At 54.5% G+C, this 22,300-nt stretch carries 20 protein-coding genes; 16 read left to right on the top strand and 4 right to left on the bottom strand.

All coding sequences use genetic code 11. From position 1 onward, the window contains the following. Position 1 precedes the first annotated feature (1 nt). The 3 genes from ACR3EJ_RS21330 to ACR3EJ_RS21320 form a co-directional block, all read right to left on the bottom strand. The gene (locus ACR3EJ_RS21330; protein ID WP_170546361.1) at positions 2-949 is read right to left on the bottom strand and encodes an aldose epimerase family protein; all 948 of its coding nucleotides are present in this window, start codon (positions 947-949) and stop codon (positions 2-4) included. Continuing rightward, positions 946-2,403 carry a xylulokinase gene (gene xylB, locus ACR3EJ_RS21325; RefSeq protein ID WP_170546364.1) on the bottom strand — a complete coding sequence of 486 codons (1,458 nt, stop codon included), beginning with the start codon at positions 2,401-2,403 and terminating at the stop codon, positions 946-948. The genes ACR3EJ_RS21330 and xylB overlap by 4 nt, the downstream gene beginning before the upstream one ends. Positions 2,404-2,634: 231 nt before the next feature. Then, on the bottom strand, positions 2,635-3,414 hold the full coding sequence (locus ACR3EJ_RS21320) for an MOSC domain-containing protein (RefSeq protein WP_480423507.1): 780 nt from the start codon (positions 3,412-3,414) through the stop codon (positions 2,635-2,637). A 387-nt stretch (positions 3,415-3,801) separates the two neighbouring features. Between ACR3EJ_RS21320 and ACR3EJ_RS21315 the strand changes: the two genes are divergently transcribed. From ACR3EJ_RS21315 to ACR3EJ_RS21270, 10 genes are all read left to right on the top strand, one after another. Beyond that, positions 3,802-5,121: an extracellular solute-binding protein gene (locus ACR3EJ_RS21315; protein ID WP_170546367.1), complete on the top strand. Its 1,320-nt coding sequence runs from the start codon at positions 3,802-3,804 to the stop codon at positions 5,119-5,121. 79 nt (positions 5,122-5,200) lie between these two features. Then, on the top strand, positions 5,201-6,148 hold the full coding sequence (locus tag ACR3EJ_RS21310; RefSeq protein WP_010442362.1) for a carbohydrate ABC transporter permease: 948 nt from the start codon (positions 5,201-5,203) through the stop codon (positions 6,146-6,148). Beyond that, positions 6,145-7,083, top strand: coding sequence for a carbohydrate ABC transporter permease (locus ACR3EJ_RS21305; RefSeq protein WP_170546370.1), 939 nt, complete (start codon positions 6,145-6,147; stop codon positions 7,081-7,083). The genes ACR3EJ_RS21310 and ACR3EJ_RS21305 overlap by 4 nt, the downstream gene beginning before the upstream one ends. Then, entirely contained in the window at positions 7,080-7,268 is a 189-nt protein-coding gene (locus ACR3EJ_RS21300; RefSeq protein ID WP_010442360.1) for a hypothetical protein, read from the top strand. The genes ACR3EJ_RS21305 and ACR3EJ_RS21300 overlap by 4 nt, the downstream gene beginning before the upstream one ends. A gap of 2 nt (positions 7,269-7,270) precedes the next feature. Next, positions 7,271-8,368, top strand: a complete 1,098-nt coding sequence (locus ACR3EJ_RS21295) for an ABC transporter ATP-binding protein (protein ID WP_170546374.1) — start codon at positions 7,271-7,273, stop codon at positions 8,366-8,368. Beyond that, positions 8,361-9,353, top strand: coding sequence for an ABC transporter ATP-binding protein (locus ACR3EJ_RS21290; protein WP_170546377.1), 993 nt, complete (start codon positions 8,361-8,363; stop codon positions 9,351-9,353). The genes ACR3EJ_RS21295 and ACR3EJ_RS21290 overlap by 8 nt, the downstream gene beginning before the upstream one ends. 11 nt (positions 9,354-9,364) lie before the next feature. Further along, positions 9,365-10,987 carry a dihydroxyacetone kinase subunit DhaK gene (locus ACR3EJ_RS21285; protein WP_170546380.1) on the top strand — a complete coding sequence of 541 codons (1,623 nt, stop codon included), beginning with the start codon at positions 9,365-9,367 and terminating at the stop codon, positions 10,985-10,987. Positions 10,988-11,024: 37 nt separating this feature from the next. Beyond that, entirely contained in the window at positions 11,025-12,053 is a 1,029-nt protein-coding gene (locus ACR3EJ_RS21280; protein WP_260027289.1) for a LacI family DNA-binding transcriptional regulator, read from the top strand. Positions 12,054-12,080: 27 nt separating this feature from the next. Further along, complete coding sequence (locus ACR3EJ_RS21275) at positions 12,081-13,136, top strand: sugar phosphate isomerase/epimerase family protein (RefSeq protein ID WP_170546385.1); 1,056 nt, start codon at positions 12,081-12,083, stop codon at positions 13,134-13,136. After that, positions 13,136-14,290, top strand: coding sequence for a Gfo/Idh/MocA family protein (locus tag ACR3EJ_RS21270; RefSeq protein ID WP_375543915.1), 1,155 nt, complete (start codon positions 13,136-13,138; stop codon positions 14,288-14,290). The genes ACR3EJ_RS21275 and ACR3EJ_RS21270 overlap by 1 nt, the downstream gene beginning before the upstream one ends. Before the next feature lie 253 nt (positions 14,291-14,543). Here ACR3EJ_RS21270 and ACR3EJ_RS21265 read toward each other — a convergent pair whose 3' ends face one another. Continuing rightward, the gene (locus tag ACR3EJ_RS21265; protein WP_170546391.1) at positions 14,544-14,735 is read right to left on the bottom strand and encodes a hypothetical protein; all 192 of its coding nucleotides are present in this window, start codon (positions 14,733-14,735) and stop codon (positions 14,544-14,546) included. A gap of 170 nt (positions 14,736-14,905) precedes the next feature. Between ACR3EJ_RS21265 and ACR3EJ_RS21260 the strand changes: the two genes are divergently transcribed. The 6 genes from ACR3EJ_RS21260 to ACR3EJ_RS21235 all read left to right on the top strand — a co-directional run bounded on the left by ACR3EJ_RS21260 (position 14,906) and on the right by ACR3EJ_RS21235 (position 22,170). Beyond that, positions 14,906-15,979: a LacI family DNA-binding transcriptional regulator gene (locus tag ACR3EJ_RS21260; protein WP_260027290.1), complete on the top strand. Its 1,074-nt coding sequence runs from the start codon at positions 14,906-14,908 to the stop codon at positions 15,977-15,979. Between the two features lie 18 nt (positions 15,980-15,997). After that, entirely contained in the window at positions 15,998-17,353 is a 1,356-nt protein-coding gene (locus ACR3EJ_RS21255) for an ABC transporter substrate-binding protein (protein ID WP_170546397.1), read from the top strand. Between the two features lie 65 nt (positions 17,354-17,418). After that, positions 17,419-18,654: a carbohydrate ABC transporter permease gene (locus ACR3EJ_RS21250; RefSeq protein WP_170546401.1), complete on the top strand. Its 1,236-nt coding sequence runs from the start codon at positions 17,419-17,421 to the stop codon at positions 18,652-18,654. Next, complete coding sequence (locus tag ACR3EJ_RS21245; RefSeq protein ID WP_170546404.1) at positions 18,654-19,862, top strand: carbohydrate ABC transporter permease; 1,209 nt, start codon at positions 18,654-18,656, stop codon at positions 19,860-19,862. Before ACR3EJ_RS21250 ends, ACR3EJ_RS21245 begins: the two co-directional genes overlap by 1 nt. A 5-nt stretch (positions 19,863-19,867) precedes the next feature. After that, the gene (locus ACR3EJ_RS21240; protein ID WP_480423501.1) at positions 19,868-21,115 is read left to right on the top strand and encodes an MGH1-like glycoside hydrolase domain-containing protein; all 1,248 of its coding nucleotides are present in this window, start codon (positions 19,868-19,870) and stop codon (positions 21,113-21,115) included. Continuing rightward, the gene (locus ACR3EJ_RS21235) at positions 21,115-22,170 is read left to right on the top strand and encodes a sn-glycerol-3-phosphate ABC transporter ATP-binding protein UgpC (protein WP_170546409.1); all 1,056 of its coding nucleotides are present in this window, start codon (positions 21,115-21,117) and stop codon (positions 22,168-22,170) included. The genes ACR3EJ_RS21240 and ACR3EJ_RS21235 overlap by 1 nt, the downstream gene beginning before the upstream one ends. Positions 22,171-22,300: the final 130 nt, after the last annotated feature.

Genomic DNA, 22,300 nt, shown 5'->3' with positions numbered 1-22,300 from the left:
GTCATTCCTCAGAAACTTCTAGAATAAGTTCCTGCCGATACGGATTCTCCGGAGTATAGATGATCGAGGGAAACGACGAAATATTCGGTGCGTTGGGATAACCCGATGGCTCGATACACACACCACGCGACGCGCGACGCGGTTTTGTCAGCTCATAGCCAGAATAAACCTGTGCTCCGGGTTGGTCCGAGTAGACGGTCAACGCAAGGCCAGAGAGTGAAGTGATTTCCGCCACCGAGACTTTTGGGTCGCGATCATGATCAAAGCAGAAATAGTGATCGATCCCTTCGGAAACACTCCCAATCGTATTGGGCGTTGAAAAATCCAACCCGCTTTCGTTGGTCGTAAGCACTCTGCCCGACGGAATACCCTGATCATCGATTTCCAGATACCGATTTGAAGCGAGCTTCAGCTTATGCTCGTCTACGCCTTCTACAGCACCCAAAGTGTAGTAGTTATGTTGCGTAATGCTTATCGGCGTCGGCCGATCAGGCTGTGCAGCTATTGAATAGACCAAGCGTGAGCCCTGTAAGCATATCCTGACTTCGAACCTGATATTCCCCGGAAAGCCGCTCTCGCCGTCGCGAGAAACATACCTCAGAAAGACTTCGTTCTGTGCAATCTGTTCGAGATCCCAAAACTGTTTAGACAGTCCATCGTCGCCACCATGCAGGGTGTTTTTTCCCTCATTGGCGTTCAATTGAAAACTGGTGCCATCCAAATCAAACGTCGCGCCGCTGATCCGGTTGGCAACACGCCCTACAATTGCGCCCAGGTAACGCGTATCGGTGAGGTACGCAGTTGGATCGTCAAACCCAAGGATGAGCGGCACGTCCTTGTACCACCAACCCCGCGTGATAGCTCCATAGTTCAGGACCGAAACACGCATATTCCCATCGGTAAGAATGGCAGTTTCGATCCCGGAGGCTTTACGCGTTTCTGGTTTCATCTCACTGCCAGCGGCGCAAGCGCTTTGTAGAATTGCCTATATCTCCGGTATTCGTTTTCGTAGGCGTCAATCAGATTCCTGCGTGGTTCGATGCGTTCCTGAATTTCCGGCGGCGTCATAACTCTGGTCGGTTCTGCGTTGGTCGCAGCACAAATTGCGAGGCGTGCGGCGCCCATTGCGGCGCCAAATTCGCTGCCTTTTGGCAAATCCAGTGGAACTTGCAAAACAGTAGCCAAGGTTTCCAGCCAGAACCGAGAACGCGCGCCTCCCCCAACTGCCATAAGACTGTCAGGCTGGGTTCCGGTGCTCTTCAATGCCTCCAGACAATCTCTCATTCCAAAAGAAACACCCTCCATCACAGACTGGGTCAACTCAGCGGGCTCCGACGAGATGTCCACGCCCAAAAACGCGCCTCGAATATGGCTATTGTTATGCGGCGTTCGTTCTCCTGACAGATATGGCAGGAAGGTGATCGCTGCAGGTCCGTTCAGTTTTTCAGGCATAGCTGAAGCGAGTCTTTCCACGGGTTCGCCAAGATTGCGAGCAAGCCAGTTCATGCTGTTCGTTGCTGACAGCATGACACCCATTTGTATCCACCGATCAGGAACCGCATGACAAAAACAGTGCACGGCTGTTTCCGGATCAGGAGCATAGGCTTCCCGCGCAACAAGCAACACGCCGGACGTTCCGAGTGAGACAAAACCGGTGCCGTCGTTGATGCTCCCGATCCCGCAGGCAGCGGCAGCATTGTCGCCAGCACCTCCAGCCACGACAACCGGATTCGAAAGCCCCCACTCCTGCCTCAAACGGACCTTCAACTCTCCACCCCGATCACTGCCCTCAACCAAGCTCGGCATCTGCTCGGCGCGCATGTGACCTATGGCTAGTGCCTTTTCTGACCACCGCCGAGTGTCACCGTCCAGCCAGGATGTTCCTGCGCTGTCAGACACGTCTGAAACATATTCGCCAGTCAACCAAAACCGCAAATAATCTTTCGGCAGCAATACCTTGCCCACCTTTGAGAACACGTCCGGCTCATTCGCACGCAACCATTCGAGTTTCGGCGCCGTAAACCCCGGGAATACGATGTTTCCCGATATTGCGCGCATCTCTGGTGTTTGATCTAGTGTCCGCGCTTCGTCGGCTGACCGAGTATCGTTCCAAAGAATACAGGGCCTCAATACTTCACCGTCAGAATCCAGTAGTGTGGCGCCGTGCATGTGTCCGCTTAGGCCAATACCTCGCAATTTTGAGAATGCTTTCTGGTTACCGACGCGAAGCTTCCCAACAACCTCTTCGCAAGCGTTGATCCAATCCAAAGGATCCTGCTCAGACCAGCCTGGCTTGGGCGTCGAAGTGGAAATGCTGACTTCGGCATCACCGACAACGGGTCCTGTGTCATCTACCAGAATCCCGCGAAGACCTGACGTTCCCAAATCCAAGCCCAGATACATTGAGCACCACCTGCCTAAATATTTTAATGGCTAAAATTTATTGAAACAGGGATTTTGTCAAGGCTCCGTAAAAGGAGTGCCCTCCAATCGTATCTGGATCAGAAAACACGAACGCGACGTCCTTCGATACCCTGGACAGCCAAAAGAAAGACTGAGCAAGAGTTGGGTTAAATCGTCTGACCGAACATGGCGCAAACCTCTTACAAAAGCCTCTTTGGCAGGAGGCAAGGTCTAAGCGAGTATTTCCCCAGTTTGACCGACAGCTAGCGTTCCACCATTAATCACTTCGACATAGACGCCCATATCCATATGGCCCATCAATTTTCGAATAAGGTAGGGTATTTTCAAGTCGCGCTCGGCCGTTTTCGGGTTCACTTCAGTTGCTGCACACCTTTTGGTACGTGAGAGTATCTTCAACTCGACATCGCCAAATCTTAAAACTGATCCAACTGCATCCAGCTCAGCAAACGAAGGTAATCCGTCTATCTCAATATTCGCTCGGAAGCGCGCCGGGTAGATTTCTGCGTTCAGTTGTTCGCCCAACTTTTTCACAGAGGCCAGATTCAAAACGGATATCGCGTTCATCATTTGCGGTGATACGACAGATACATCTGTAAACCTATGAGGAGTAGAAGAGACAAACTTTGGCAGCTCTGGATCTTTTAAATCGATCTCTGAAGAAAGAAACTCTGCCGCCTTCTCACGATCTTCAGACTCTCGCATATCAAAGCGTCGTATCTTTCCGTTCGCATTGATCTCAAGTGCCTGGGACTTAATTTCAAAATCGGTCTGAATGCCTGCCAGTGCAGCCTCGTTCAACAAAACGACAAAACGATCTTTCGGCAGTGGCGTTGGGTTCTGCATGTCGAAACCGGAGTTGTAGCGAGCAAATCCGAACAGGCGATCGCCCGGAATGCCATCTCCTGCTCGCAGCGTCACAGTTCGCATAGGCTCGGAACTCAAGCCTTTTATAGGGTAGCGGTTCAATCGGACGATGGAGAGATTGCTCATACGTCTGCACCTGACCAAAAAGAGTTATGCACGGTCCCGAATTGTCCGCGCTGTTTGACGCTATCTCGAATTCTCAAAGGTATCGACCAAAATAATATTTGAGCGCTTCAGAAGCGGGTTAGCTGAACCTGTTGGCTGCATGACGGCTGCGCCCATTTGAGTCGATATTACCATTCGATACCTCGCTACCGAAGATACATTCGCCTCAAAGGCAATGCGTAATTTCGATATGAATCAATAACTAAGAGAGAAAATTGGCTATCTTTTCCAATTTTTTGAGGTACGAACCTCAAAAATATCTGGACTTGAGGTGCGTACCTCAAATAGCCTTGGATTTATGCCGCGATTCGCACATCCTCGATTGACGGCGCAAAAAGGGAGGAATGGATGACTTACACAAAACTGGCCTCGACCAGCGCAATAGTCCTTGCCGCTACTACTCTTTCTACCAAGGCAAATGCTGAAGATCTGACGCTCTGTTGGGCTGCATGGGACCCGGCCAACGCGCTTGTTGAGCTATCAAAAGAATTTGAAGCAGAATCCGGCCACACCATGAACTTCGAATTTGTTCCTTGGCCAAATTTTGCGGATCGGATGCTGAACGAGCTGAATTCTGGGGGTAAGCTCTGCGACCTACTGATCGGTGACAGCCAATGGATTGGCGGTGGCGCTGAGAATGGTCATTATGTCCAGCTGAACGAGTTCTTTGATGCTGAAGGCATCAGCATGGACGATTTCGCGCCGGCCACTGTTTACGCTTACTCGACCTGGCCTAAGGGCACACCAAATTACTACGCGCTGCCTGCGATGGGCGATGCAAACGGCTGGTTCTATCGCAAGGACTGGTTCGAAAACCCCGAAATCCAAGCCGCATACAAAGAAGCAACTGGTCAGGACCTTCGTGAACCTCAGTCTCAGAAAGAATTGCTGCAGATCGCGCAGTTCTTCCAAGGTCGTGAAATCGACGGCAAGACAGTCTATGGCGCCGCAATTTTTACCGAGCGCGGTTCGGAAGGGATCACCATGGGTGTGACCGGAGCGCTGTATCCTTGGGGTTTCAAATACGAAAACACCCCGGGCTCATATGACATGGAAGGCGCGGTAAACTCACCCGAAGCGGTTGAGGCACTGGAATTCTACAAGGAGTTCTACAAAACGGCGACGCCTCCGGGATATACCAACTCTTACATGGGTGAGAGCTTGGACGCCTTTAAGTCCGGTCAGGTCGCCATGGCTATGAACTGGTTTGCGTTCTTCCCAGGTCTTTATGCCGACCCCAATACTGGCGGTGACAAGATCGACTTCTTCGTGAACCCACCACAAAATCAGGCAGGTTCGACACTGGGCGGACAAGGTATTTCTGTCGTCAGCTACTCTGACAAACAGGACACCGCACTTGAGTACATTAAGTGGTTTGCACAGCCGGAAGTTCAGGCCAAATGGTGGGAGCTCGGCGGCTACTCGGCGCATAACTCCGTGCTGGAAGATCCTGGTTTCGTAGACAGCCAACCATTTGCCGGCGACTTCCTGGAAGCAATGGGCGGTGTACAGGATTTCTGGCAAGAGCCTGCCTATGCGGAACTGCTGCTGGCAATGCAGAAACGCATCCACGACTACGTGGTTGCCGACCAAGGTACAGCTCAAGAAGCGCTTGATCTTTTAATCGAAGATTGGACGGAAGTCTTCGAAGACGAAGGCAAGCTGTAGTCCGGACGCAGACAGGAGCGGGTGCAAACCCGCTCCACCTTCACCCGTGAGTCCTAAACCAACAAGAACTGGCAAAGAGATGTCTGACAGGACAATAGATCGCGTTGCACAGGCAACGCCCGAGCGAGTTGCGCGAAAAATCCGAGGATTATCTGACCGCGCGATCGCCTGGATATTCATCTCCCCAACGATCTTTCTTTTGCTGGCGATCAACATCTTTCCGTTGATCTGGACCATCCAATTGAGCTTTACCAACTACAAGGCCAACCGGATCGGGCGTGAAGTCAAAGATGTAGGCCTCAGGAATTACGAGCGTATCCTGACGGACTCGGACACCTGGCTAAATATGCAGGCGACGGCGCATTTCCTGTTCTGGACGATCTTTTTCCAGGTCCTGATCGGGTTTACTCTGGCGTGGTTGATCAACAAGAAATTCAAGGGCAACGATCTTTGGACCACGATTATCGTGCTGCCAATGATGCTGTCCCCGGCGGTTGTCGGGAACTTCTGGAAGTTCCTGTATCAACCTCAAATCGGACTGTTTAACTACATCGTGTCCTGGTTTACCGGCAAGGACCCGTCGAGCTTTGAAATGCTGGGATCCGTGACGTTGGCTCCGTGGGCGATCGTGATTGTCGACACTTGGATGTGGACCCCCTTCGTGATGCTGATCTGTCTGGCCGGTCTGCGCAGCATTCCCGATTACATCTACGAGGCGGCTGAAATCGACAGGGCCAGCAAGCTGCGACAGTTCTTTACGATTACCATCCCGATGGTGTTGCCGTTCCTGATGCTGGCCGTGCTGTTTAGAGGTATCGAGAACTTCAAGATGTTCGACCTCGTAGTTCAGCTAACCGGCGGAGGCCCCGGTTCTGTAACGGAACTCACCTCAATCAATCTCAAGCGGGAGGCGTTTGAGAAATGGCGTACGGGCTATGCGTCAGCCTATGCGATAATCCTTTTCGTCACCGTGTTCGGCCTTGCGTCGATCTACGTCAAAGCCCTGAACAAGGTGAAACAGAGATGAGCAATTTTTCCGTCACCGAACCCTCTAACCGGTCCAAGTGGATCGCTGGTTTTCTGGTCATCTCTTATGCGCTGATCACAATGATCCCACTGGTTTGGATCTTGCTGACTGGGTTCAAATCCCCAGCCGATGCGATCAGCTATCCGCCCAAAGTGGTCTTTGACCCCACGCTTGAAGGCTACGTCAATCTCTTCACCACACGAACACGGCAAACGCAGGAATTTCTGGAAGCAAACCCACCGCAGAACTGGGCCGATGAGATCGTCCGCCAATACGACATGGTGATTGTCGGGCCATCCAAGTTCGGGGAACGCTTTATGAATTCGGTTATCATCGGATTTGGCTCAACGTTCTTGAGTATCTTCCTTGGCACGCTGGCCGCCTATGCCTTCAGCAGGTTTAAAGTACCGCTTAAGGACGACCTTCTTTTTTTCATCCTCAGTACAAGGATGATGCCCCCGGTCGCCGTCGCCATCCCAATATTCCTGATGTTCAGAAACCTTGGTCTCAGCGACACGCATTTGGGAATGATCCTGCTGTATACGGGCGTGAATATTTCCTTGGCGGTTTGGTTGCTGAAGGGTTTCATCGACGAAATCCCAAGAGAGTACGAAGAGGCCGCCCTCATAGATGGCTACACGAGATTTCAGGCCTTCTACAAAGTGGTGCTGCCGCAAGCCGCAACCGGCATAGCCTCAACAGCTATCTTTTGCCTGATCTTCGCCTGGAATGAGTACGCGTTTGCCGTGCTGCTGACATCCGCGAATGCGCAGACTGCGCCACCGTTCATCCCGACCATTATTGGTATTGGCGGCCTGGACTGGCCTGCTGTGGCGGCAGGTGCCACGATCTTCCTGATCCCCGTCATGATTTTCACCATCCTGATGCGCAAACATTTGCTGCGTGGGATCACATTCGGAGCCGTGCGCAAATGAGCGATTTTCTAACCGGATTGATGCGGCTCCGCCGTGGCCCGTGGGAAATGGTCGCAACCATCCTTATCGCACTGGGAGTCTTCATGCTGATGCAGCCCTTTGTCCTTTGGGCCTTCACCTATTCCTTCATCGTCACGCTGATCGGAACCGTCATGTTCATCATCGTCAGTCATTTCCCGGAGTAGAAATGGCCCAGATCGTAGTCAAAAACGTAAGAAAGATGTTTGGCGATTTCACGGCTGTCCGCGAAAGCTCGTTCACGATTGAGGACGGCGAGTTTTTCATGCTGCTCGGGCCATCCGGCTGCGGAAAGACGACGACGCTGCGGATGATAGCTGGATTGGAACTTCCAACATCGGGTGAAATCTATCTGGACGGTGAAGAGATCAGCCAGCGGCCACCGTCGGAGCGGGACATTGCCTTCGTGTTCCAAATGTTCGCGCTGTATCCCCACATGAACGTGCGCAAGAATATCAGCTACCCCCTGATATCGCAGGGCATGCCGCGTGCTGCTGTCAAAGCCAAAGTAGAGGAAGTCGCGGGAATTCTGGGGATCAACGACATCCTCGATAGCCCGGTAGGTGGGCTTTCGGGCGGCGATAGACAGCGCGTAGCGCTTGGACGCGCGATTGTTCGCGAACCCAAGGCATTCATGATGGACGAACCTCTTGGTGCCCTGGATGCCGAATTTCGCGAGCATATGGCCGAAGAACTGCGCGCACTTCATGATCGCATGGGCGCGACCACTGTTTACGTCACACATGATCAGTTGGAAGCCATGCAAATGGGCGACAAGATCGTTGTGATGAACAACGCTGTGATCGAGCAATTCGGTACACCCCAGGAAATCTACGACAAACCAGCTACGATGTTCGTTGCGGATTTTATCGGGTCTCCTTCGATGAACTTCCTGCCGTTTGAGGGAAAGGTCGAGCCTGGTTCGGAAATGGTTCGGCTGAATGGCCATGACGAAGCCGTGCCGAGGTTGATGGAAGGGGCGGAAGGTGACTTGGTTTTTGGCGTTCGCCCCGAGCATGTTTTTCTATCTGATGCGAGCGCATATCGGGCCAAGGTTCTGGCCGCAGAATATTTGGGAACCACTCAGATCGTGACGCTGCAAAGCCCGAATGGAGAGCTGAAAGCCCGGATTGATGCACGCGAGGTCGTCAGTCCCGGTGAGACAGTGGGATTGGAGTTCCGCTCCCCCGCAGTAACTTTGTTTGAAAAATCTACCGGGCGCGCGTTGAGGTCCGCTCTGAACGACGAGGTACTGAGCAATGGCTGAAGTCGTTTTGGAGAATATCTCGAAGTCATTTGGCAACGTCAAAGCGGTGGACGGTATTTCGATGACGATCCCCAACGGTGCATTTGTGGTGTTGTTGGGCCCGACTGGCGCGGGAAAAACAACGACGCTGAGATTGATATCCGGACTCGAGAAACTGGATTCAGGAACTGTGCACATTGCCGGACGTGACGTTGGAATAGACACTCCCGCTCAGCGCGATGTAGCGATGGTCTTCCAGCAGTACTCGCTGTACCCGCATATGACAGTGCGGGAAAACCTGTCCTTCCCTCTACGGTCGCCGATCCTGAAGACCCCAGAGGACGAGATCACCAGGAAGGTTAATGAGGTCTCGGAGATTCTTCAGATCCCGCACAAACTGGATAACAAGGCCACTGAACTGTCTGGCGGTGAAATGCAGCGCGTTTCAATTGGACGAGCGCTGGTGCGTGATCCCCAAATCTTCCTGATGGATGAACCGCTCAGTTCTTTGGACGCCAAGCTTCGGGCGGATTTGCGGGTCGAGTTGAAAAGGATTCAGGCCGATCTGGGGTCAACCTTGCTCTACGTGACCCATGATCAGGTCGAAGCCATGACAATGGCGACGCATATCGGCGTTTTGGAGAACGGCCGGTTGGTTCAGTACGGAACACCTCGGGACATTTATGAAAACCCGGGCAGTGTTTACGTAGCCAGCCGATTGGGTCTGCCGCGGATAAATATCCTGCCGTCCGGGTTGTTCGAAGGCGATCACAAAGGCCCGCAGATTGGCCTACGCCCGGAAAACATCATTGAAGGCGAAGGCAGTGAAGCGCGTGTCATACGTGCTGAGCATCTGGGGGATCAAACGCGGTTGCACCTGGACTTAAACGGTCACCCGGTTGTGACCTTAATTGATGTCCATCAGGATTATCCATCTGGAAAAGTTATAAAAATCCGCCCCCACAACCCTTTGTATTTTGACGCGTCCGGCGCGCGAGTGAATTAAGGAGCAAAAGCATGGCCCAGTTCCTCAACACGAAAGAAACTCTGGTGACAGAGGCGATAGACGGCCTTCTGGCCTCCTCGGGAGGGCGACTTACCCGGCTGGACGGATACCCACACATCAAGGTGATTTTCAGGTCGGATTGGGACAAGTCGAAGGTCGCCTTGGTGTCCGGAGGAGGATCTGGCCACGAACCCGCCCATGCAGGTTTTGTTGGCCCCGGTATGTTGACAGCAGCGGTGTGCGGCGAAGTGTTTGCTTCCCCGTCGGTAGAGGCGGTACTGGCGGGTATTCTTGCGGTTACGGGTGAGGCTGGGTGCTTGCTTATCGTGAAGAATTACACCGGTGATCGGTTGAACTTTGGACTGGCAGCTGAACGCGCCCGTGCATTGGGCCGCAAGGTAGAGATGGTTGTTGTTGATGATGACATCGCCCTGCCCGACCTTCCGCAACCACGTGGCGTGGCGGGTACGTTGTTCGTGCACAAAATCGCCGGAGCACTCGCTGAAAGCGGTGCTGACCTAGACACCGTTACCAAAGCAGCAACAAGCACTATAGCAAAGGTTGTCAGCATCGGTATGAGCCTGGACACCTGTACCGTTCCGGGATCTCCAAAGGAAGACCGGATCGCACCCGGCAAAGCGGAGCTCGGCTTAGGCATCCACGGCGAGCCCGGTGTACAGCAAGTCGAGTTCTCAAATGCTGTATCGGCCATGTCCACAGTAGTGGATAAGCTGAAACAAAGGGTGGGCTCTGGGGATTGTGTGGCGTTGGTCAACAACCTTGGCTCTACAACTCCGCTAGAAATGGCTGTCCTCGCGCACGCCTTGTCCGAGACTGGCATTGCCCACCATATCATCGGCCCAGCTCCAATGATGACATCGCTGGATATGCACGGGTTTTCTGTTTCTATTCTGCCTGTAGATCAGGACGATTTAGCGGCACTTGAAGCTCCTGTTGATCTGGCGGCTTGGCCCGGTGTCAATTCCATCGACCCGATAAAAGTAGCGCCTTTGCCTGATGGCCTGACCCCTATCGATCCAATTCCTTCGAACAATCCCGCCACAAGGGAGACGATCACCCGATTGTCGGAACTGCTCATCAACGCCGAGAAGAACCTGAACGAGCTGGACGCGAAATCCGGAGATGGCGATACAGGAAGCACGTTGGCGACGGCCGCTAGAGCGTTGCAAGGTAGCCTTGACCGAATGCCGCTCGCTGACCTGACACAACTGTTTCCGGCGTTGGGCAATGAGTTAAGCCAGACAATGGGTGGTTCTTCCGGCGTGATACTCGCAATTTTTTTCAACGCGGCTGGAGATGCCTCTGCGAGCGGGGCTTCGGTACCGAAGTCTCTGGTCGAAGGTCTGAATCGCGTCAGCCAGGTTGGGGGTGCCAAGGTAGGTGACAGGACAATGATTGACGCCCTGGCACCGGCACTTGCCGCACTGCCATCTGGTCTGGCGCATGCGGCCGAGGCTGCCCGCGAAGGCGCGAACAACACCGCGAATATTCGACGTGCGAAGGCAGGCCGCGCAGCCTATGTTCCCGAAGAAAACCTAGTTGGACATAACGATCCCGGCGCTGAGGCTGTTGCTTTGTTGTTTGAGGGCTTAGCGCGGGAGATTGAGGGTTGAAAAACACGTGGAAGACCAAAAACAAAAATTAGAATTGGTGAAAAAGCCAACCGTCAATGACATCGCGCGCGTAGCGGGTGTCAGCCTGGCGACTGTTGACCGGGTCTTGAACAGGCGCCCCGGCGTACGGGCCGTAACCGTACAGAAAGTACAAAAGGCGATTGATGAGCTGGGGTATGTGCGCGACACGGCCGCAGCAAACCTTGCACGAAACCGTGTCTACAATTTCCTCTTTGTTCTGCCGGAAACGGACAACGAGTTTGTGGATGCAATCAGCAGTCAGATCGCAGAACAATCCCGCGACCAATTTATCGAGCGGACCCGCGTTGCGATAAAGAAAGTTGCTCCGTTTGAACCGCAGGATATCGTTAACATTCTGGATGCTGTCGACAGTTTGGAGGTTGACGGAGTCGCCGTTTTCGGACCCGAAACGCCTTCTGTCCGCGACGCCGTAAAAAGGCTCAGAGACAAAGGCGTTCCGGTGGTTGCGTTGGTGTCTGACTTGCCGAGTTCTGAGCGAGACCACTTTGTAGGAATTGATAACGTTTCGGCAGGGCGAACCGCCGCTCAGCTGATGGGACGATTTGTGCATCGCGACGGCAAGGTCTTGGTACTTACAGGATCCCGTTTGGCACGTGACCACCTAGAGCGTCGTCAAGGCTTTGATCTAGTTGTGGCTGAAGAATTTCCACACCTCGAAGTCGTAGCGTCTGTCGAGGGCCGGGATGACCCGGATCTGATTTACAAGATGATGCCCGAGATCTTTGAAACCTACCCGGATCTGGTTGGAATTTATTCCTCAGCAGCAGGCAATGCAGGCCTGATTCAATTTCTTTCCGAGAACAAGCTCAGCAAAGATCTGGTGATCATAGCTCATGAGCTTACTCCGCTCAGTCGTGAGGCGCTTACGCTCGGTACATTTGACGCTCTTATCTCGCAAGACACCGGGCATATTGTTCGTTCAGCCGTCCGTCTGCTGCGTGCAACTTCGGACAAAGTGCCATTCAACAAAGCCCAGGAACGTATCCGTATCGACATCTATCTGAAGGAAAATTTACCGCCATAGAGGCTTAGGTTTTGGGGAGGAAATTTTATGAAGACAATTAAAGGTCCAGCTTTGTTTCTTGCGCAATTCGCAGGGGACGAAGCGCCGTTCAATTCGTGGGACGCGATCACCAAATGGGCGGCTGACTGTGGATACAAGGGCGTTCAGGTTCCCAGTTGGGATGGCCGGTTGTTCGACCTGGAACAAGCCGCGTCCAGCGCCAGCTATTGCGATGACTTCAAAGGCAAAGCCAAGGATAATGGCGTCGAAGTCACTGAACTTTCAACCCACCTTCAGGGCCAGCTTGTGGCTGTTCATCCGGCCTATGACAGCGCGTTTGATGGTTTTGCAGCCGAAAGCGTCAGAGGAAACCCGAAAGCCCGGCAAGAATGGGCGGTAGACCAAGTCAAAAAAGCACTATCTGCTTCGAAAAATTTGGGTATTCCAGCGCATGCGACATTCTCAGGCGCATTGGCATGGCCCTATGTCTATCCTTGGCCGCAGCGCCCTGCTGGCTTGATCGAAACGGCGTTTGATGAGCTCGCTCGGCGTTGGGTGCCGATCCTGGATCACGCCGAAGAATGCGGCGTTGACGTCTGTTACGAAATTCACCCAGGTGAGGACCTCCACGACGGCGTGACGTACGAGATGTTTCTTGAACGGACAGGCAATCACCCACGCGCTTGCATGTTGTACGACCCGTCGCACTACGTGCTACAATGCCTCGACTATCTGGACAATATCGACATCTACAAAGATCGGATCCGGATGTTCCATGTCAAAGATGCCGAGTTTAACCCGACCGGCCGACAGGGTGTTTATTCCGGGTATCAAGGCTGGGTCGATCGTGCCGGGCGCTTCCGTTCGCTTGGTGATGGCCAGGTGGATTTCGGGGCGGTCTTTTCAAAAATGGCGGCAAATAACTTTGATGGCTGGGCAGTTGTCGAATGGGAATGCTGCCTCAAACACCCCGAGGATGGAGCGCGTGAAGGCGCGCAGTTCGTGTCCGATCACATCATCCGTGTGACCGAGAAAGCCTTTGATGATTTCGCTGATGGTGGCGCAGACGAAGCAGCCAATCGCAAGATGCTGGGGATTGAGTGATGGTTACAGGACGCAGTGAAGAAGCCTCGGGCCGCATTCGGCTTGGCATGGTTGGCGGCGGAAACGACGCATTCATAGGTGGCGTTCACCGCATAGCCGCGCGACTGGACGACAAGTTCGAGTTGGTTGCCGGTGCTTTGTCTTCGACGCCAGAGAAATCCATTGAAAGTGGTCATGCATTAGGGCTCGAACGGGTCTATGAAGACTTCAAACAAATGGCGATCAGGGAAGCCCGGCTGAAATCTGGGATCGAGGCGGTCTCAATTGTCACGCCAAATCACGTTCACTATGCGGCTGCACGTGAGTTCCTGAAACGCGGTATTCATGTAATTTGTGACAAGCCACTCACCTCGACCCTTGCCGATGCAAAGAAGCTGGTCAAAGCAGCTGAAAGCTCGAATGCCCTATTCATTTTGACCCACAATTACACGGGCTATCCGATGGTTCGGCAGGCGCGTGAAATGGTTGCCAATGGCGATATTGGAAAGATACGCGTGGTTCAGGTTGAATACCCGCAGGACTGGCTGACCGAGCAGCAGGATTTCAAACAGGCTGAGTGGCGAACCGATCCCGAACGCTCGGGCGCGGGTGGATCAACCGGTGACATCGGAACTCACGCTTACAACCTTGCTTGTTTTGTAACCGGGCTGACAGCGGAAAGCTTGGCGGCGGACTTGCAGGCCTTTGTGCCGGGGCGAAAAGTCGATGACAACGCGCACGTGTTGCTTCGCTTCGAAGGCGGAGCGCGGGGTATGCTGTGGTCCTCTCAGGTGGCTCCCGGCAATGAAAACGCACTTCGTTTGCGAGTCTATGGCGAAAAAGGTGGGCTGGAGTGGTCTCAGGAAGATCCTAACTATCTGTGGTTTACGCCCTACAACGAACCCAAGCGTCTAGTCACCCGAAATGGAGCTGGGGCCGGTGATCCTGCCAATAGGTTGAGCAGAGTTCCTCCGGGCCATCCCGAGGGGTATCTGGAAGGGTTCGCGAATATCTATGGGGAGGCTGCGGAGGCGATCCAAGCTTTCCGAAACGGGACTTCACCTGACGCTTCGGTTGTTTATCCAACGGTTCGCGACGGCCTCAATGGCGTTAAGTTTGTAGCCGCATGCGTGCAAAGCTCTTCAAAAAATGCGGCTTGGGTCAAGTTGGAGTAAAGTCTGGTTGTGCGGATAGAGTGGACATCTTGAAAAACGCTGTGAGTATCTGCCAAGAACTGAAGCTCGCACAAACTATAGATGAACACTCCGGTACAACAAGCTGCGAGCATCGCTGAACGGATGTTATGTGAACCACCTTAACGCTGTACCATCACTCGCCGAGGTCCTCGTCATTCGCATCCCCAGCTTCATGAATCTCTTGCTTTTTCATATGCCAAATGAATGCAATGTGATTTATGACGCGATCGATCTAGTCCGCCTCGCCTGTAGTGTGAGCGGCTGCAATCAGTTTGAACTGCGTTTCTAAGTCTTCAGCGAGGTCCGCGTCACTGGTTCCCAGGTTGTCCCTAGCCCCCACCATCGCGACAGACTCCGCAAAATCTTCTTCCCACATCTCATTGAGATAGGCCCTCGTATCAAACTCGGGATCGTTCTCGCCCACGCCTCAGCCCCGTTACGCTCGCTATAACGTTTCAAACAAGTCACTTGAGAGGTATTTCGACTTTTTTGTTGCCGAAACCGGTTTCGGAACGAACAAATAGTAGGATGACAACGAATCCCAATCTGCAAAACCGCCAATCTCAGTCTAGGAGCGCCTCACCGCCACGGCGGGTGAAACTCGACGAATTGGCGGATCATCTCGGGCTTTCAAAGAGCACGGTATCGCGCGCATTGAACGGGTATTCAGACATCTCGGAAGTCACGCGAAAGAGAGTTGAGGTCACGGCGAGGAAGATGGGCTATCGCCCGCTCAGTCACGCGCAGGCTATTCGAACAGGAAAAGTTCGGGCTATTGCGATGGTCATCAACAGCGAAGAACCGGACCAGCACAACCCGTTTCTTCAGGATTTTCTGGCAGGCGCTTGCGAAGCAGCCAGTGCGTCGGACTGGACAATGACAATTTCCACGGCAAAGTCCGGGAAAGATATGCTCAATGTGTTGGGACGTCTTGTCGAAGAACGCAAGGCAGATGGTTTCATTTTGCCCCGAACCGAAGTGGACGACGCGCGGGTAAAGTACCTTGGAGAATTGCAGGTCCCATTTATCCTATACGGGCGGACGGAATACGGCCAACCGGATCCAATGGATGATATGTCTTGGTTTGACATATCGGGTGAAGCAGCAATCAGAAATGCGGTCGTTCGATTGGTCAACTTTGGCCATAGCCGTATCGGTTATGTCGGCAGTGATCCGAAGTTCAACTACAGTCATTTGCGCCGCGACGGGTATCTTGAAGGCCTGAAAGTTGCCGGCTTGCGGGATGATCCAGAATTGATCCGGGAAGGTGCACGGACACGCGAAGAAGGGGCTAACGAAGCGCGGTCGCTGTTGAAATTGGACCACCCACCAACCGCAATGGTGTTTGCGACCGACTTGGCTGCTTTAGGGTGTTATCCAGTTTGCGCTGAACTTGGCCTTGAGATCGGAAAAGACGTTTCAATCCTTGGATATGACGGCATTCCCGAATGCCAATACGTCAATCCGGGGCTGACAACATTCAGCGTGGATTCGAGACGCGCAGGAGAGCGACTGGCCACACTACTGATCCGCCAGACCCGAGGCGAAGAACCCGCAACCCTGCGCGAACTCAGCGATGCCGTGCTTATCGCACGCGAATCCGACGGGCCACCCCGGCTGACACCCGAGGCACTGGCGCGAAAAATCAACCTAATCCAACGATCATAACCGGGGAGGAAACCGACTATGAAACTCACACCTAAAGTATCTCGGCTGATGCTGGGCACATCGCTGGCGCTGGTGCTGGCTGCCGTTTCTGCGCAGGCGGACACAATCCGCTTCTGGACCACCGAGGAACAGCCCGAACGTCTGGCAAAACAGCAAGAGATGGCCGATCAGTTCAAAGCCGAAACCGGTACCACGGTTGAGGTGATCCCAGTTACAGAAACCGATCTGGGCACCCGTGCCACCGCTGCTTTTGCTGCTGGTGACCTGCCGGATGTTGTTTACCACCCGCTGCAATACGCCCTGCCTTGGGCCGAAGCCGGAATTCTGGACACCGAAGCCGCGTCTGAGGTGATTGAAGAACTGGGCGCCGATACGTTTGCACCGGGCGCGCTGGGAATGGCGGCGTTCAACGGTGAAACGGCCTCTGTTCCGGTCGACGGCTGGACCCAAATGGTAGTCTATCGCAAAGACTTGTTCGACGAAGCCGGTCTGGAAGCGCCCGACAGCTTTGCCGACATTCAGGCCGCGCTGGAAGCGTTGCACAACCCGCCGGAAATGTATGGCTTTGTCTCGGCCACCAAGGTTGATGAGAACTTCATGAGCCAGGTGCTCGAGCATGTTTTCCTGGCCAATGGTGTGTCGCCGGTTGGCCCCGATGGGTTCCAGCCGTTGGACGAAGCCAAAACCACCGAGGTTCTGGATTTCTACAAAGCGATCTCCAAGGCATCTCCTCCGGGTGAGCTGTTCTGGAAGCAATCGCGCGAGCTGTATTTTGACGGGAAGGCCGCGATGATCATCTGGTCGCCCTTCATTCTGGATGAACTGGCCGGTCTGCGGGATAGTGCTCCGCCGACCATCAATGACGACCCAACCTCGCGCGATCTGGCCAGCAAAACCGGCATCGTAACCAAACTGTCCGGCCCGTCGAACCCCGATGGCGCAGCATGGGGTGACGTCCGTTACTTTGGCATCACCAACGACGCGGACACCGATGCGGCGATGGAATTCGTGAAATTCGCGATGGATGACGGCTATACCCAGACGCTGGCGATCGCGCCCGAGGGTAAGTTCCCGGTGCGCCGCGGCAATGCGGACAACCCGAATGCATTCTCTGAGGCTTGGGCCGAACTGCCCGTTGGCGTCGACCGCAAGGCACCGCTGGGTGAGCTATACGAACAGTCGATGATCGACGAGATCGTCGGCGGTTTGGATGTGGCACAGCGCTGGGGCGTGGCCGAGGGTCAGCTGGCACTGGCATCGAAGATAATCAACAGCCAGGCGATCAACCGCGTCGTCCGTCGGTATATCGACGATGAGATTGACGCCGCAGCAGCCGTTGCGGCGATGAACGAAGAACTCGCCAAGGTCGAGTAACGCTACCACTCAATGGCATCTACAGCGGCGTTCGCGCCGCTGCACCCAACCCTTCGAGGTTTCTCATGTCTTCGGCCACCCCACCGAACGGTACCGGGGCTCTTGCCAAGCGCGAAGCGCGTCTTGCCTGGGCATTGCTGGCTCCGACCGTGATAAGCGTGTCTCTTGTTGTGATCCTGCCGCTGCTGGCGATCATCTGGATCAGCTTCAAGCCCTTTACCTTGTCCGACCTGCGCCCACCGGCGCCGGTTGTCCGAGAAAGCCTGCGTGGATCGGGCGATGATCTGCGGATCGAATATCGCCTGCGAAATTCCAGTCAGGAGATTGCCATCGGCGGCGTCACTCTAAGCGATGTGCTGCCTGAGGGTGTGACACCCACAGGTGAGATCGCAGCACCATGTGTGCTGGAAGGACAAGACCTGTTCTGCGATTTTGGTATCTTGGATGGCGGCCAACGCGAGAGAATTCGTATCCCGGTCACCGTAGACGGCGACCCTGACGCATTCGAAGAGTTGGTCGAAGGGTCAGAACCCGGCGTTACAGGCAGCGGTCCCAATGTGCTGACCAATTTCGAGTTCAGCCTGGAAAACTACGCCCGCGTCTTCGATGGGTCAGAGTTCTGGGGCGTGCTTTGGGTGACGCTGTTCTACACCGTCTTCGGAACCATTGGCGCATTGGTCATGGGATTGTTCGCCGCGCTGCTGCTTAACAAAAGTTTCCGCGGTCAAGGGTTCATACGCGGTCTCTATCTGTTCCCATATGTCGCCCCGGTTATTGCTGTAGCATTCACCTGGGTTACTCTGTTTGACCCATTCTCAGGCTCAGCCAATGCACTGCTGGTTCAAATGGGCCTGAGCAGCGAACCGATCAACTTCTTCGGCGAACGACCACTGGCGCTGATCATGGTGACGGTGTTCGAGATTTGGCGCTATTTCCCGCTATCCTTCCTGTTCATTCTGGCGCGAATGCAGTCCATAGACTCTAGCATGTATGAGGCTGCGGATATGGACGGCGCCTCTCCGTTCCAGAAGTTCTGGCTGCTGAGCATCCCGCAACTGCTGGGTATCCTGTCGGTGCTGTTCCTGCTTCGCTTTATCTGGACGTTCAACAAGTTCGACGACATCTTCCTGCTGACCGGCGGCAATGCGGGCACCCGCACGCTGACCGTAAATGTCTATGAGCAGGCCTTTGCAATCTCGAACATCGGCGCAGGCGCGGCCGTCGCCGTAGTGATCCTGATGTGCCTGATCGCGTTTAGCTTCGTCTTCTTCCGCTTCATCAGCCGAGAGGAGGGTCTGTGATGCGCAAAGGGTATATAACCGGCCCTGTTCTGGGCGCGCTATGGATGGTGGTGATCGCCACCACCGCTGCCATCACCATGTCGTTCTCAACCGGCGACGCATTCCGACCACAGGTCTTACTGTGCCTGATCTGGGGAACACTGGCTGGTCTTGTTTATGTCCGTTTTCCGCAACAGCGCGCGCGCGCGCGTCTGGGTATTTCGGCACTGTTGGGCCTGTCTTGCCTCAGCGGATTTGGCCCGGTTCTGATCGGCTCTGGCACATCGTTGCAGGCGGTTCTGATCACGGTGATCGGCATTGCCGTTGTGATGCATCTGTCGATGGCAGCGATCCTGAAGGAAACACCGTTCGGTGAGCTCACCCGCCATGAATACGAGGATGCGGTGATCCGGTTCTGCACCGGTTTTGGTTATATCTTTTTCACCGCCATCGTGATCATTCCGTTCTATGTGATGGTGATGACCAGCCTGAAATCCCAGCAGGCGCTGTTGCAGAACCCGCTGGATTTCTCGGTGGACCTGAGCCAGGGCGCCGCCCTGTTCCGCAGCTATACCGAGCTGTTCCGCGACTTCAATTTCGGCAGCTATCTGTGGACGTCCTTCTATGTCTCGGTACTGACGGTGTTCATAACGCTGCTGTTCAGTGTACCCGGAGCCTATGCCGTGGCGCGGTTCCGGTTTCAGGGGCAAAAGGCCTTTTCACGCTCGATTCTGCTGATCTACATGGTGCCGATGATCGTTCTGGCGCTGCCGATCTATATTGCGTTCTCGCTGACCGGCCTGCGCAACTCGATCCTCGGCATCGTGATGATCTACCCGGTGACGACAATTCCAGTCGCGTTGTATATGCTGCAGGGCTATTTTCGCGGATTGCCGACAGAGGTAGAAGAGGCCGGGCTGATGGACGGCCTGTCCCGCCTGGCGGTGATCTGGAAGATTACCTTGCCACTGAGCCTGCCAGCGCTGGCCTCGGTCTCACTCTATGTCTTCATGATCGCCTGGAACGAGTTCCTTCTGGCCTTCATGCTGCTGGACGACCCGTCGAAATTTACCCTGACCCGAGGAGTCACGATGCTGAACTCCTCAGAAATTCCCCGCCAGCACCTGATGGCCGGTGCGGTGATCGCCACCGTGCCGATCATGGCGCTGTTCCTGGGGCTTGAACGTTTTATGACCAAAGGCCTCACAGCGGGGTCTGTCAAAGGATGACCGAGATGAATCAACACACAAACCCCGACCGCGAGGCACGCAATATCCTGATTGCCAATGATCGCGGCGGCTACACGATCCCAACCGAAGGGCTGTACCCATACCAATGGAACTGGGACAGTGCGATTACTGCGCTTGGGTTTGCCCAGTTCGACCTCGACCGCGCCTGGGTCGAGATCGAGACACTGTTTACCGGGCAATGGGATAGTGGCATGGTGCCACACATCCTGTTCCACCAGCAGGATGAAGGGTATTTCCCCGGCCCGGATGTTTGGGGCTGCAATGGTCCGATCCCCTCATCGGGTATTATCCAACCCCCCATCGCGGCCACGATGACCCGCAAAATCTGGGAACAGGACACCGCGTTCGGAGACGCACGGATGAAGGCACTGTTCCCAAAGCTGCTGGCTTGGCACCGCTGGATCATGAAATGGCGTTTGGATGAATTCGGGGCTGTTTGTACAACCCACCCTTGGGAAGCGGGTCGTGATAACGCGCCAGATTGGGACAATTCAATGGCGCGCATGGATGCGTCGGATGTGGGAGAGTACAAACGCCGCGACACCAGCCATGTTAACAGCGAGGATCGCCCGACAAAGTTCGACTATGACCGTTACATCAGGCTGGTACAGATCGGTCGAAAAGCAGGCTGGGATCAGCAGGAGCTGCTGTCGCTGAACCCGTTCCGTGTCGCCGATCCCACGATGACCTTTGCTACACTGCGGGCCGCGCGGGACTTGCTGGTGATCAGTGAACAGCTTGGTCTGGCAGCTGAAGGCTTAAGCACAGACATTGAAAAACTGGAAGCCGGCGCTCGCTCGCTTTGGAACGAAGAGCTGGGCAGCTTTGATGCGCGCGACACACATACCGGCGAGATGTCAGGCAGCGTATCGAACGCGTCCTACCTGTGCTGGTATGCGGGTGTTGAGTCGGACAAGATGCTGGAACGGTTGAAAACCACACTAGAAACCGTGCCCTATCCAGTTCCGAGTTATGACCCGGAAATGCCGAAATTCGACGCGCGCCGCTATTGGCGCGGGCCCACCTGGGCTTTCATGAACATGATGATCGGATTCGGGCTACAGGATCTGGGTCATACCGAGCACGCAGATCAGTTGCGCAAAAAAACCGGCGATCTGATCTCGGGCTTTGGTTTTGCAGAATACTTCGATCCAATAACCGGGAGCCCGGCTGGTGGTAAGGCTTTCTCTTGGACAGCAGCGGTTTGGCTTCACTGGGCAGGGAGGGCCTGATGGGTAGCATCGAACTTAAATCAGTCGAAAAATGGTTCGGCTCGGCCCAGGTCATCAAGGGCGTGGACCTCAAGATCGAAGAGGGCGAGTTCATCGTTTTCGTTGGCCCATCGGGCTGCGGAAAGTCCACTCTGTTGCGCATGATCGGCGGGCTCGAGGATATCTCGCGCGGGTCGTTGTTGATCAATGACAGTGATGTCACCGATCACCCGCCTTCAAAACGCGGCCTGACAATGGTGTTCCAATCCTATGCGCTTTATCCGCATCTGACAGTCGCCGAGAACATGGGGTTCTCTTTAAAGGTGGCCGGTGTTCCCAAGGCGGAGATCGCCGAACAGGTTAATCGCGCTGCAGAGGTTCTCAAGCTGGGACCGTTCATGGAACGCAGACCAAAAGACCTTTCTGGTGGTCAGCGGCAACGGGTTGCTATCGGCCGATCCATCGTCCGCGACCCCACCGCGTTCCTGTTTGACGAGCCACTTTCCAACCTCGACGCCGCCCTGCGGGTCGAGATGAGGTATGAGATCGCAAAGCTGCACCAAAGCCTCAAGCGCACGATGATCTACGTGACGCATGATCAGGTCGAAGCGATGACATTGGCCGACCGCATCGTGGTTTTGGAGTACGGCAAGATCGCTCAGGTCGGTACGCCGCGCGAGCTGTATGAACGCCCTGCGAACCTGTTCGTGGCCCAGTTCATCGGCAGCCCAAAGATGAATATCTTGCCCTGCGCGACCGAGGGCGACAGTTTCCATCTTGAGCACGGCCGCAGTGGCCCGTTTTCATGGTCCGCAGCGGCCACCAAGCTTGGCATCCGCCCCGAACACATTCGGGTAGGCGCTGCAGGCGATGGTCAGACTGACGGCGTCATCGAGGTGATCGAATATCTGGGTGCAGACACATTCCTGATTGTGGATTGTGGAAGCGAGGACAAGGTCACAGTCCGTCTGAACGGCGATACGGCCCTGACATCGGGCACCCACATTGGTCTGCACTTCCCCACGGACAATCTGCATTTTTTTGATGAAAACGGGCAGGCTTTGGGGCTTAGATAGATGAACCCATCGGTATCCGTTGCAAACCTAGACCATTGACACTCAAGAACACAGTGAGTGTAAAGCTAAAGAACTGAAGCCGAAGCAAACCCTATCAATGTGGGCTGCTATATTCAGCCTAAACCTAGTG

It is taken from the genome of Ruegeria sp. AB11 (assembly GCF_056536325.1).
This window is presented reverse-complemented; position numbering and strand designations above follow the sequence as displayed.